Annotated in this window: 13 protein-coding genes; 6 read left to right on the plus strand and 7 right to left on the minus strand. The window is 33.6% G+C overall.

Annotated features, from left to right (window positions below; genetic code table 11):
- The first annotated feature begins 1 nt into the window (after position 1).
- The 3 genes from STRMA_RS02970 to STRMA_RS02980 are packed head-to-tail and all read left to right on the plus strand — an operon-like array spanning position 2 to position 3,667.
- Positions 2-2,002 carry an ABC transporter permease gene (locus STRMA_RS02970; protein WP_003080046.1) on the plus strand — a complete coding sequence of 667 codons (2,001 nt, stop codon included), beginning with the start codon at positions 2-4 and terminating at the stop codon, positions 2,000-2,002.
- 43 nt (positions 2,003-2,045) lie between these two features.
- Positions 2,046-2,717: a response regulator transcription factor gene (locus STRMA_RS02975; protein WP_003078836.1), complete on the plus strand. Its 672-nt coding sequence runs from the start codon at positions 2,046-2,048 to the stop codon at positions 2,715-2,717.
- Entirely contained in the window at positions 2,714-3,667 is a 954-nt protein-coding gene (locus STRMA_RS02980; RefSeq protein ID WP_003079522.1) for a sensor histidine kinase, read from the plus strand. The genes STRMA_RS02975 and STRMA_RS02980 overlap by 4 nt, the downstream gene beginning before the upstream one ends.
- Before the next feature lie 157 nt (positions 3,668-3,824).
- Here STRMA_RS02980 and xerS read toward each other — a convergent pair whose 3' ends face one another.
- Entirely contained in the window at positions 3,825-4,895 is a 1,071-nt protein-coding gene (gene xerS, locus STRMA_RS02985; protein WP_003079238.1) for a tyrosine recombinase XerS, read from the minus strand.
- 315 nt (positions 4,896-5,210) lie between these two features.
- Between xerS and STRMA_RS02990 the strand changes: the two genes are divergently transcribed.
- Together STRMA_RS02990 and STRMA_RS02995 are read left to right on the plus strand one after the other, a co-directional pair.
- Positions 5,211-6,119: an ABC transporter ATP-binding protein gene (locus STRMA_RS02990; RefSeq protein WP_003079899.1), complete on the plus strand. Its 909-nt coding sequence runs from the start codon at positions 5,211-5,213 to the stop codon at positions 6,117-6,119.
- Positions 6,120-6,137: 18 nt separating this feature from the next.
- Positions 6,138-6,890, plus strand: coding sequence for an ABC transporter permease (locus STRMA_RS02995; protein ID WP_003079121.1), 753 nt, complete (start codon positions 6,138-6,140; stop codon positions 6,888-6,890).
- Positions 6,891-6,925: 35 nt separating this feature from the next.
- Here STRMA_RS02995 and STRMA_RS03000 read toward each other — a convergent pair whose 3' ends face one another.
- The 6 genes from STRMA_RS03000 to STRMA_RS03025 form a co-directional block, all read right to left on the minus strand.
- Entirely contained in the window at positions 6,926-7,804 is an 879-nt protein-coding gene (locus STRMA_RS03000; RefSeq protein ID WP_003078878.1) for a sensor histidine kinase, read from the minus strand.
- Positions 7,804-8,493 carry a response regulator transcription factor gene (locus STRMA_RS03005; RefSeq protein ID WP_003080629.1) on the minus strand — a complete coding sequence of 230 codons (690 nt, stop codon included), beginning with the start codon at positions 8,491-8,493 and terminating at the stop codon, positions 7,804-7,806. The genes STRMA_RS03000 and STRMA_RS03005 overlap by 1 nt, the downstream gene beginning before the upstream one ends.
- A 594-nt stretch (positions 8,494-9,087) precedes the next feature.
- A complete protein-coding gene (pta, locus tag STRMA_RS03010; RefSeq protein ID WP_003081785.1) occupies positions 9,088-10,071 on the minus strand; it encodes a phosphate acetyltransferase in 984 nt (327 codons plus the stop codon).
- A gap of 15 nt (positions 10,072-10,086) precedes the next feature.
- Positions 10,087-10,983 carry an RluA family pseudouridine synthase gene (locus STRMA_RS03015; RefSeq protein WP_003080445.1) on the minus strand — a complete coding sequence of 299 codons (897 nt, stop codon included), beginning with the start codon at positions 10,981-10,983 and terminating at the stop codon, positions 10,087-10,089.
- On the minus strand, positions 10,980-11,813 hold the full coding sequence (locus STRMA_RS03020) for an NAD kinase (protein WP_003081143.1): 834 nt from the start codon (positions 11,811-11,813) through the stop codon (positions 10,980-10,982). The genes STRMA_RS03015 and STRMA_RS03020 overlap by 4 nt, the downstream gene beginning before the upstream one ends.
- Positions 11,794-12,453: a GTP pyrophosphokinase gene (locus STRMA_RS03025; RefSeq protein ID WP_003079807.1), complete on the minus strand. Its 660-nt coding sequence runs from the start codon at positions 12,451-12,453 to the stop codon at positions 11,794-11,796. Before STRMA_RS03025 ends, STRMA_RS03020 begins: the two co-directional genes overlap by 20 nt.
- A gap of 97 nt (positions 12,454-12,550) precedes the next feature.
- Between STRMA_RS03025 and STRMA_RS03030 the strand changes: the two genes are divergently transcribed.
- A complete protein-coding gene (locus STRMA_RS03030; protein WP_040841484.1) occupies positions 12,551-13,138 on the plus strand; it encodes a CYTH domain-containing protein in 588 nt (195 codons plus the stop codon).
- Positions 13,139-13,303 lie beyond the last annotated feature (165 nt).

Below are 13,303 nucleotides of genomic sequence, written 5' to 3' on the forward strand. Positions count from 1 at the left end.
AATGTTTTATCTTAAACTTGCAGTTAATAATATTAGGCAGTCTTTTAAACATTTTGCTCCTTTTTTCCTTGTTAGCATAACAACCTTTATGTTTAGCAGTATTACACTGCTTATTATGTTAAGTAAGACTGCTAAAACAATGGGAACAGGCAGCTTTGCCCTAGGGTTGGCTTATATTGTTTTAAGTATCTTTTCAGCCATTATGTGCTTCTATAGTTATCATTTTTTCTTAAAGCAGCGCAATCAAGAATTTGGACTTTATAACATCTTGGGAATGAATAAGAATCAAATCATTTGGCTATCTACCATAGAACTACTTATCATTTATGCTATCACAATGTTATTGGGGGTCGTTTTCAGCCTTATCTTTGCTAACATCTTTTATCTTGTTTTCGTTAATTTGATTCACTATAATAATTTAAATTTTTCAGTCAATTCAATTGCCTTTGTGATTAATATTATTTTATTCTCAGGTATTTTCTTCTTACTTGAGCTAGTAAACATTTTTAAAATCCGTAAAACTTCTGCCCTGAATCTTTTCAGTAATCAAAGTCAAGGAGAGCGTGAACCAAGAGGAAATATCATTTTAGCTCTTATTGGTCTCTTAGCGATCGGCTATGGATATTACTTATCAATTTCATCAGCTCATTTAAGCGCCTTGACAGGAATCAGCCGTTTCTTTCAAGCTATATTGGCTGTTATATTAGGTACTTATTTATTTTATATTAGTTTTATGACTTGGTATTTGAAATTTCGCCGTAAAAATAAGAGTTACTTTTACAAGCCAGAACATTTTGTCAACACTTCTCAAATGATTTTTCGTATGAAACAAAATGCAGTTGGTCTTGCTAATATCACTTTATTAGCCATTATGGCTTTTGTAACGATTTTTTCAACAGTAGCTTTATATAGCAGCAATAACTCTCTAGTTAATGATACTTATCCTAAAAATTCACGCATTGAATTTATAAAAATTGATAAGCCCAAAGAAGCTGAAGAAGTTATTAATCATAATGTTGTCCAGTCTTTAAAAAAAACCTACCCAAATTTTAATAAAAACTTTGCACAGTATAAGTCCGCCTCTTTTGCTATTCCATATAACAATCAAAAAAACATTAATGTGCAACCTTCTTTTGTTGCTAATGCTTATGCTCACCTTGATAAAGTTGCTTCTATCGAAGTTATAACGCAAAAAGATTTTCGCAAATTAGGCAATAAACTACCAAAACTGTCTAAAGGTCAGGTCGCTTTCTATGATTATAATCAAAATAAAAGTTTCTCCTTTTCAGGTATCAATTGGTTAGGCCGCTATTATAAAAAGGGATACACGATAAAGAAGGTCAAAAATGTAGCTCTTAGTAATATGGGAATACCTGCAGGTATTTTAATTGTCTCAGACGAACAAACGCTTGCTGATATGTTAACGGTTTATAATAAAAACACTCAAAGGAAAGTTAGCTATAATTATAAGGCCTTTGCTGATTTATCGAATAAAGAACAAAAAGTATTAACTGATTTTTTCACTAAAAACAAGGGACAGTTTACTAAACAAGGACATACTATTTATACTAATTTTACAACAGCTAAAGAGTTTCGTGAAGAAGGATTGAAAATGACAGGCGGATTTCTCTTCACAGGTTTTCTGCTAGGGATCGCCTTTTTATTGGGGGCAGCCTTAATTATTTATTACAAACAGTTATCTGAAGGAACCCAAGATAAACGTTCTTATCAGATTTTGCAGGAAGTAGGGATGAGTTTGAAGCAGGTAAAGAAAACGATCAATTCACAGATTGTATTAGTGTTTTTCATGCCTTTAATCCTTGCGATTATGCATTTTCTCTTTGCTTTACCAATTTTGAAAAAGCTTTTACTGAATTTTGGTGTACAAGGTGATCGTTTTATTTATACAGTCAGTGTATTAACTATCTTAGGTATCTTAATCATCTACTTTATTATCTATAAAGTAACTAGTAGGACTTATTATAAAATAATTGAAAGATAGGAGAAGTAGCGATTTTTCGCTGCTTTTTTGGTAGAATGAGAGTATGAGAAACCAAGAAAGAATTTTTATTGTAGAAGATGACGTTACAATTGTTGGACTTTTGCAAAAACATTTGAGTCAGCACTATTATATTAAATCTGTTATTAATTTTCGGGCCATTATCCAAGAGGTTGAAGAGTTTCAGCCTGATCTTATTTTGATGGATATCACATTGCCATACTTTAACGGCTTTTATTGGACCACTGAGATTCGCAAGACGATGACTATGCCCATTATTTTTCTCTCCAGTGCTGATGATGAGATGAATGCGGTGATGGCCATGAATATGGGCGGTGATGATTTTGTCAGCAAACCTTTTTCTCTCCCCATACTGGATGCTAAAATTGCAGCCTTTCTGCGTCGTGCAAATAGTTTCTCCAAACAAAAGTATAAAGTAGAACACTATCAACTTAGCCTAAATGGTATTCTTATTAATAATGAAACACACGAAACCATTCAATTGACACCTACTGAAACCAAAATATTATCACTATTGATTGAACACCAAGGACAGGCTGTTTCAAAAGAAGCACTGCTAAATCATCTTTGGGAAGGAGAAGATTTTATTGACCAAAATACGCTGAATGTCAATATGACAAGGCTTCGCAAAAAAGCTTTATCGCTAGGTTTTGATCGTATCCATACAGTGAGAGGAGTAGGTTATTTAATACAATGATTAAAAAATATTGGCGAGAATATGGTGTTTGGTATGGTATTTATTTTTTTCTCAGCATAAATTTTCTATTGATTTTTTACCTTTACCACCTGCCTTTTTCTTATTTTCAAGCAAGTTTTATTTTCAATTTAACCTTACTATTCTTAGTGACGCTTTATTTTTATTGGAAATTTTATCAAAAATGCAAAGATTTACATCATTTTATTTATGTAAAAGAAGTGGAGGCTATAAAAAAATACACATTACCAAGTGATGATGCCTACCAGGCTATTATTCAACAGACTTTACAGGAGCATAGTTCCGCCATCCATTCTTATAAATTAAAAGACAAGCACTATCAGGATCTCATTAAAATGTGGGCTCACCAAATGAAAGTTCCCATCTCAGCTATTTCATTAATGGCTCAAACTGAACAATTAGATAAAAAGGAAGTTCAAGAACAGCTTTTGAGACTAGAAAATGATATTGCACGTCTTTTAAACTATATAAAATTTAGTCAAAACCACAGTGATTTTCTTTTTGAAAAATGCCGGATACGTTCTCTCTTTATTGATCTTATCAAAAAAAATAAAACTTTCTTTTTAAAAAAGGATTTATCGGTTACTATTGATGGTGATTGGGAAATCATTTCAGATAAAAAATGGCTGTCTTTTGTTTTTTCACAGATTTTGGATAATGCAATTAAATATAATAAAAAAGGCGGACACATTATAATAACGGTGAAAGAAGGTCGGATTTTGATTGAAGATACTGGTATCGGTATTTTAAAAGAAGATATCCCAAGACTTTTTGAGGAAGGATTTACAGGCTATAATGGCCATGAACATCAAAAAGCTACAGGATTTGGGCTCTATATGGTCAAAAAAATACTAAATAATCTAGAATTAGATATTAAAATTGAAAGTCAAATCGATAAAGGGACAAAGGTTATTATTGAAAAAGAAGAATAAGAATAAAAAGAGTCAAAATACACTGACTCTTTTTATTATATTATTGGATTAATAGTTAGTACTAATGTTATTACCTTTCTGGGATAATAGACTGGAGAATCGAAAATAAAGCAGAAGGGGATGTATAATCAGTTTATTTTACATAAATATTTTTACGTTATAATTTATCTAGAGCATCTTTTTGTTCATCATTAACAATGTGCGTATAAAGATCGGTTACTTGAGTAGAAGCATGGCCTAATTGATGGCTGACCAAAACCTGTGATTTGGTAGCATCATATAGCCTTGTTGCCAATGTATGCCGTAATTTGTGAGGAGTAACACGGATTTTGAAGTCTTCTGAATATTTAGCAACCATTTTTTCGATAGAAGAAGCATCCATACGATTAGGACAACCGCGATATTCTGATAGAAAGAAAGCTAAATCTGTTTTTTCAGCTTTATAACGACCTTTCCTAATATGAATATAGTTTTCTAAGTAAGGTTTAGCAAAACCGGCAACATTGACTGAATCGCGTTTTCCGCCCTTACGAGTAACCTCAATAATCATCATATTTAAATTAACATCTTTAAGATCAAGATTAACAGCTTCTGAGAGTCGGACGCCAGAAGCTAGCAGCAAAGCAATAATAGCTAAATCTCTTTCTTTATTTTTTCGGAAAGATGAAAGGGCACGTTTGGAAAGTTTGTGTTCATATTCACAATCAACATATTCTAAAAATGCCATGGTTTCATTGCCTAAAAAGAGTTTTTGCTTAATATTTTCAGCCCGTGCAGCCAATGTTTCTTTTTTCTTTTTGGTTGCTACCTTTTTCATGACATTTCGATAAAAATAAGGTTCACCAGCAGCATTTTCAACCTCCTCAGTTAAGTATTTATAAAGGCTGGATAGAGCTGAAAGAGTGCGGTTTATGGTTGTTTGAGAGACACCTTGGCGTTTACTTTGAGCATTTAAAAGAGTACGTTCTCGTAAATATAAAATGAAAGATTCCATATCTTTTTTACTGAGATTTTCCAAAGTCTCTAGCGGGATATCAGCAAGCTTATTCGCGTCAGAAACATCTGAATCAATTAACCATTCAAAAAAACGGCGATATTCTTTTAAATACTCATATAAAGTTGTAAAACTGTAAGGAACGGTTAATTTAGATTGATAATATTCCAAAACATACCAGGGCATTAGTTCTTTGAGTTCATCAATTTTTTCAAGTAAAAGTTCACGCCTCATTCTGATATATCTCCCTATATTATATTGATAATTGATATTAGAAGTATAACATATCTATAAACATTTTTCAAGAAAATTATAGTTTTTCGGAAAGATGATAAGATGCAAAATGCAATCAATAATGATCTATAATTCCTTGTTTTTTAGATTTATAAAAAAGTTTAAGAAGATAAAATTTTAGAGATATTTGAGAATTGATTGATACTTATTTGATTTTCAAGTTCTATACTTAAATAAAAAAGGAATACAGTTATAAAAAACAGCTAACACATTACATTAATAACATTTTGCTAATTACAAGGAGGTAAAGCAATTATGGAAAAGGTACTTAAAATCAGACACTTGTCCAAACGATATGGACAGCAATTAGCACTTGATAATGTTAATCTTACTATCCAAAAAGGGGAAATTTATGGATTAATTGGTAAAAATGGTGCAGGCAAAACAACTCTCATTAAGGTCATTACAAAACTCATCCAACCAAGTCAAGGGAGTGTTTCGGTCTTTGGTTCTAGCACCCAGAGCGAATGGACACATGCTCTTAAACGTGTTGGCTCTGTGATCGAAACACCTGTTGCTCTTAATCATTTGACCGCTCGTCAAAACCTACACTACTACTGCAAGGCGCGTCATATTCCTAATATTGACAAGGTGATTGATGAAAGTTTAGCATTGGTTGGTCTTACGAATACAGGTAAGAAAAAATTCCGCAGTTTTTCACTTGGTATGAAACAGCGTCTAGGTATTGCTATCGCTTTGATCGTCAAACCAGATTTTCTCATCTTGGATGAGCCAATTAATGGTCTGGATCCTGTAGCCATCAAAGAATTCCGCCACATGATAAAAAAACTTAACGAAGAACATGGTATGACGGTCATTATTTCTAGTCATATCCTATCTGAGCTTTATCAAGTTGCTACTAAGTTCGGTATTATTGAAAATGGTTATATTGTCAAAGAAATTAGTAAGGCTGACTTTGATACCCAAAGCGAAGACTATATCGTTTTAAAAACTGGTCAAATCAATGAAGCAAGTCAAATCCTTCAGGATAAGATGAATTATCGTATTAAGGTCATCAACGCGGACAGCGAAATTCATGTGTTCGGACAATCTCATAGTATCAAACGTATTGTCAAAGAACTGGTTGCAAACGCTATTGATATTGATGAAATCTATTACAAACGCCAAGATTTGGAAGACTACTTCACACAAATTGTAGATTAAAGAAAGGAGAAATCTCTTATGTTACACACCATTCAAGCTGATTTCTATCGTCTATTTCGCTCCAAAGGTTTTTGGATTTCAGAAGTTCTTTTACTATTAAATATTATCTCTGGTGTCTTTCTTGGAGCTGCAGGGAATATTGGTGTTCAGCGGTCGTCACAAGAAACTCTAAACACAGATACCTGGACCGGTTTTAAATCTCTTGTCAATTACTCAAATAATATTTCCACTACGCTTTTGTTTACTCTAATTATCATTGCTATTGTTGTTGGTGTAGATTTAAATCAACGGTTATATAAAAATAGTATTACTTGCGGCGTGTCACGAACTAGCTATTTCTTTGCGAAAGCTTCTGTTATCATCGCTATCTCATTTAGCCAACTTCTTTTGTCATATGCATTAGCTTTTATCTTAGGAACAATTGCTCATGGTTTGGGTACAGCACCTCATAATTTTGCTGCTTACTTTACGATAGCAGTTCTTATCCAGCTGCTATGCAGTCTTGCTTGGGTTAGCATTGCTACCTTTGCACTTTACATAACTCACTCAATCGTGGCTATCTTTGTAACTTTTATCCTTGGAACTGTCGTTTTAGGTCTCCCTCCTGTTCTCTTTCCTAAAATAGAATTGTTTAAGTACATTAGTTTAAACTTCAATTTTTCTCTTGCAAGTGACGCAACTACCGCACAAAATTCGGCTTTGGCTGCTCTTGGATTTATTGTTATCTTTACCTTATTTGGTTTAATTATTTTTAAAAAACAAGACTTATAAAAAGAAGATTCAAGTTTGATACTTGAATCTTCTTTTTATAGCGTTACCGTTAAGATAAACCAATTATCATTAGTTGCCAAGTCTAAGCTTCCTCCAAGAATACCAACTAAATGTTGAATGATATAAAGTCCCAAACCTGAAGATTCTTCCGTATCTGACATATTTTCTGAGTAAAAACGAGTTGTCAGCTGGTTCAAATGTTGGATGGGCTGTTTGACTATGTTTTTGACTTGCAGAACAATTTCTTGATCTGTTTGCTTCAAAGTTAGCTGTGCCTGTTCCTTACCATGTTTCAGGACATTGCTAATAATATTTTGAAAAAGACGTTTAAAAATATCTGGATCTGTCTCAAATGAAATCTCTTCCTCAATCTGTAAATCAAGTATTATATCAACTTGTTGAAACATATCGTAATATAAAAGAATACTCTTGGTAACCAGATGTGACAGCGCAACTTTTTGCATCTCCGTTTGGATAGTCCCTTCTGTAAGACGGCGATATTCCAAAAGAGCTTCAAGACGTTTAGAAACTATGGTCAGATTTTCAGAAATTTTTTCCAAATCAGCCGCGTTAACAGTTTCTTTGCGTAACCCCTGTTGGGTATAACCGCTAGCAATTGTTAAAGGAGTACGGATATCGTGGGCAATATTACTAATGGCCATATCTAAGGTCTTCTTTTCTTGGAGAGCTATGAGGTTTGTCTTTTCAATCTGCTCAAATAGACTTTCAATTTTATTTGCCAGTTCAGTAAGACTCTGAGGCTGATTTATCAATGTTAATCGTCTCTGACTAGTATCATCTATTTTCTCTTCAATTTGTTGACTCAAGGATTTCACTGCCAAATGGTATCGTATAAGATAGATTATAGCTATGGCAAGTATAAGGCTTAAAACAAAAAGTAAAATCATACTCATCAATCTTCTCCTTTTAGCCGGACACCTAATCCCCAGATAGTTTCGATATAATCTGTGCTATCATCAACCTGTGCGAGCTTTCTGCGAAGATTGCTTAATTGTGCATTTAAAGTATTGTCCCCAGGTAGGTAAGGCTCTTTCCAAACCGATTCATACAAGTCTTCCTTGGTAAATATTTTCTTAGGATGCTGAAGTAAGGCATGGAAAATCTGAAATTCTTTTTTTCCTAATCTGACAGATTTTTCTAAATGGGAAATTTCAAAAGTATCTGAATTGACAGTAATATTTTTAATTGATAAATTCGTTTGTTTAGTCGCTTGCTTTCGGCTTTTCGTCACACCGCGTAGTTGAACTGTCACTCGAGCATAAACTTCTCCAAGATCGAAAGGTTTGATGATATAATCATTAGCCCCTGCAAGTAAATATTGACTGATCAGCTGTTTGTCGCCAAGAGCTGTTAGCATTATAATAGGAACAGAGCTGATTTCGCGAATTTCTTGAAGAACTTGTTCACCGTTTTTTCCAGGTAACATGATGTCTAAAAGAACTAAGTCAACGTTCTCTATCTCAAACAGCCGCAGTCCTTCGGTTCCTGAATATGCTTGGATAATCTCATGTTCTTCTGAAAGAAAGTCTCGTAGAATTTTCTGGATATCATCATTATCTTCAATTTGTAAAATACGTGCCATTATTATCATCTCCTAATAAGATTCAACTTAGCTACAGCTAAAACTAATAGTCCAATGAGATAGTAACCATCATTCATCTTAGTTTTACTGTAAAGGCGTTTTATTAGCAAAAGGTTTCAAAATTAAAATCTCTGTAGGGGGAATCGGAAACCTGTTGATTTTATTATATCATATTCGTTGAAATACAAGAGATGGCTTCAAGGACACTATAAATTTGTTTTTTCAGATTTATTTACGATAGCTGTTTTCCGAATCCGCTATCTTTGAATATAAAGATAGACTTCATTAAAAGTATATAACTAAATACTCTACTTACTTTCTTACTGTATCGTCTAAAGTCTAAATAGCTTGAATTTTGAACTTTATCATATGTGAACCTGGGGACAACTTGACAAATAGAATCTAATTGTTACTCCGAATAAATAAAAATAAGCTTAGTAGGCTAAGGAAAGCTACTAGCTTATAAGATAGTATTTGAAAAACAGTAATATACTTGGCAAATGGCAAAAAAGAGCCTCTTTAAATAGCTTTCGGTTTTTATATCCCACTTATCTAGTCAATCCTATAAGACAAAATTTCTCAGCTTTCTAAAGTTTAAAGTTTGTCAAGCGTTTGTGCAGCTGTTATAATGGCTAATTTATAAATATCTTCGTCATTTGATCCACGTGATAAGTCGTTGACAGGTTTATTCAGTCCCTGAAGGATGGGGCCAATCGCTTCAAACATTCCCAAGCGTTCAGCAATTTTGTAACCAATATTTCCAGATTGTAAGTCTGGAAATATGAAGACATTAGCATATCCAGCGACTTTACTACTAGGAGCTTTAATTTTTGCAGCAGCTGGAACATAAGCAGCATCAAATTGTAATTCTCCATCAAGACGTAAATCTGGCCGTAAGTCTTGGGCTATATGAGTAGCTTCTACGACCTTATCAACAGCCGGAGACTTTCCGCTTCCTTTTGAAGAAAACGAAAGCATAGCAATATTAGGATCAATATCAAATATTTTAGCTGTGTCAGCAGTATTTATTGCTATCTCTGCTAACTCTTGCGAAGTTGGATTAATATTAATGGCGCAGTCTCCAAAAATTAGTTTTTCTTTGGTGCTTTCTCGATTCATGATAAAGATACCTGAAGTTCGTGATATACCAGGCTTTGTTTTAATAATTTGCAATGCTGGCCGTACCGTATCAGCTGTTGAGTGGGCAGCTCCGCTGACCATCCCATCAGCTAACCCCATTTGAACCAGCATAACTCCAAAATAATTAGCATCTTTGAGAATATCAGAAACTTGGTTTTCATCCACTTTACCTTTACGTATCGTCAAAAATTTCTGCTTCATGTCTTCAAAATGAGCATAAGTTTTAGGATTAATAACCTTCACGTAACTGCTAGTATAACCAGCTTTAATTAAATGCTCTTTTATTTGTGTTTCATCACCTAAAATAATAGGGACTAAAAGACCTTCTGCTCCTAGCCTTCCTGCTGCATGAATGACTCGAGGATCATCACCTTCAGGAAAGACAATCTTAATATTTTTTCCATTAATTTTTTCAATCAAACTTTTAAATAATGACACAAACCAACCAACCTTCTAATGAGATATTTTTTTCAATTTCATGATAACGCTTTCAATATCATCTGTCAAGGAACTGCTATAGGTATTGAGCCCTCCTGTATAAGGATCGGTAAAGGATAAATAATGGCAATGCAAGGCTTGTCTCTTTAAGCCGTGATTCATATCTCCTCCATAAAGCTCATCCCCTAAAAGCGGGAAACCAATATGAGAAAAGTGTACACGGATCTGATGCGTACGGCCTGTATGAAGTCTAATGTCAACCAATCGAACTTCTCCATATTGAGCAATGACTTCATAGGAAGTATGGGCATATTTTCCTAATCGGTCAACACAGCGGGTAATAATACTGTTTTTATCTCTGGCAATGGGAGCTATAATATCTCCTTGAGCCGCAAGTTTTCCCTTACCAGAGACTAAAGCATAATAACGTTTATCAATAGTTTTAGATTGTAGCTGTTTATCTAATCTAGCATGTGCATAACCATGTTTTGCAAATAGCATTAAACCACTTGTATCTTTATCTAATCTAGTGACAATATGAATTTGCTTATTGGGATAATGATTTTCCAGATAATAATTTTTTACAAAATTAGCCATAGTGTTAGTGTGCAAGATGCTAGGGATACTAGCGACACCGGCAGGTTTATTCACAATAAGATAGTGTTCATTTTCAAAACAAATATCTAGAGGGTATTCAACTGGCTGTAAGCTATTATGTGATTCTTCATTAGGTATAGTAATAGTAACTTGATCGCCTGCTGTAAGCAGATAAACAGCATTTTCTTCTTTTCCATTAACTAATATTTGGCCGCCTTTAAATTTGATTTTAGCCAGCAGAGCTTTTGAAATATCATGTCCCTTTAAAAAAGTTTTAACCTTGACTCTTCTATCAGCTATAAATTTGAATTTCATGAATCCCATTCTCCGATAAAGGAATCTTTAACCCTCTCCCAGAAACTTGTATGACTTGGCGTTGAAACAAAACTGATTTTTTTATTGTCTATTTTATATTCGATTTTACTAATATTTCGATGTGTATAGGTCTTGTTATCAATAGACAAAACATAAGAACCTAAACGTTTAGGGATGATTTCAATCTTATCTTTTTTAGGAATAATAATCGAGCTTCCTAATGTCCTGAAAACACGATTATTAAGGCTGGAAATTTCTGTCAATTGTAAAGCTTCAATCGTAGGATGCAAGATAGCTCCCCCCAAAGATTTATTGTAAGCTGTACTTCCCGTCGGGGTAGAAACAGAAATACCATCTCCGCGAAAACGTTCAAATTTAACATCATTGATGACAACGTCTGCTACCATTGTTTTCTCGATACGCTTAACAGTTGCTTCATTAAGAGCTCTTGAGGTGATCTGATGGCCATTAGATAAGGTAACGGTTACTTTAAGAATAGGGTAAGAAATTTTTTCACCTTTATCGGTATAAAGATTTTCCAATAAAGTATCCACTTCAAAATCTCGATAGTCTGTATAAAAACCTAAATGGCCTGTATGGATGCCCACAAAACGAACACGGTCTAATTGTTTTTCATACATGTGAAAAGCGGATAAAAGCATACCATCTCCGCCAATCGAAATAACAATATCGGGATTTTTTTTAGTTAAATAAAAGTCATCTGCATCTCTAAAGGTATTAAAAAGTTTAGTTGCTAAGCGTTTACTTTGATATTTTCCGTTAGCAATAATAGCAACTTTTGTTTTAGTGTTAAAAGTCATCTGTGTCATCACTGTTTCCTGTACCGTTATTCCGCTTTCTTTTTTCAGATTCATAAAATAATTGTGCTTCTGTGATATCATCTCGGATTTGCCGCATCTCCTCATCAAGCTGAAAGGCAATTTTTGAGGTGATTTCTAAGCGTTTCTTAATATCTTCCGGAAATTCACCATGATATTTGTAATTAAGTGAATGTTCAATCGTTGCCCAAAAATTCATTGCGAGTGTTCTAATTTGAATTTCAGCAAAAATAAGCTGCTGGCCGTTGATGGTATCAACAGGATATTCTATAACAACGTGATAAGAACGGTAACCACTTGATTTTAGATTACTAATATAATCACGTTCATAAACTATTTTCATATCTTGACGATGGCGCAAAAGCTCCAAAACTTCATTAACATCATCAACAAATTGCACCATAATGCGCAAACCGGCAATATCCTGCATATCTTGTATAAGATTCTCTTCTTTGATACCTCTTAAAGCCATCTTTTCTTTGATACTTTCTACTGGTTTTACACGTCCAGTTACAAATTCAATTGGGGAATACCGATTTTGTTTGAGAAATTGTTTACGGATGCCTCGAAATTTTATTTTTAATTCTCCAACAGCTTGGATATAAGGGTCGAGAAAAACTTCCCAATCCATAAGATTTTCACTCCATTCTTGTCAAAAATAAGACTTTTTTATAGAATTAAACTAATAATTCATTATACCATAATAAGCTTAACAAAGGAAAAGAATGATGAACCATCTTGAAATAGAATTTAAAACACTTTTAACCCAGAAAGAATTTAAAAGCATTGAAAAACAGCTGCAAGAAGTTGAACCTATCGTTCAAACCAACTACTACTTCGATACTGAGAGCTTTGATTTAAAATATCATAAAATGTCTCTTCGAATACGTATTTTTAACGATAAAGCTGAATTGACCTTAAAAATTCCGCAAGCAGTTGGAAATTTTGAATATAATCATTATTTAACTGTATCAGAAGCGGAGCGCATGATAGACACTAATGATATACACAATACTTTTTGGGATTCAGATTTAGAATTGATGCAGCCTATTAAAGAAGCAGGAATTGAATTAACGGATTTAAAATTATTAGGAAGTTTAACAACAACACGCCGAGAAATTTCGACTAAAATAGGCCTCATGGCACTTGATTATAATTATTATGGCGGTTTTGAAGATTATGAACTAGAATTGGAAGTTAACGAAGCAGAAAAAGGGAAAAGAGACTTTAAAGCCTTTTTAGAATCTAACAATATTAAATTTAAATATGCTAAGAGCAAAGTGGCACGTTTTAGTGCTACTTTAAATAAACCATAAAGCTGCGGGCCATTTCTGCAGCTTTATGGTTTATTTTGTAGTATTGATAGAGCGAGGCAGTATAAAAGGAATATTTAACGTAATGAAATAGCTTATTATAGGCAGTCATCATCCTGTCATAAAAGATGAAAAAAATGAATAATTTTGATAAAATGGGATTAGATT

Source organism: Streptococcus macacae NCTC 11558 (assembly GCF_000187995.2).
Taxonomy (GTDB): domain Bacteria; phylum Bacillota; class Bacilli; order Lactobacillales; family Streptococcaceae; genus Streptococcus; species Streptococcus macacae.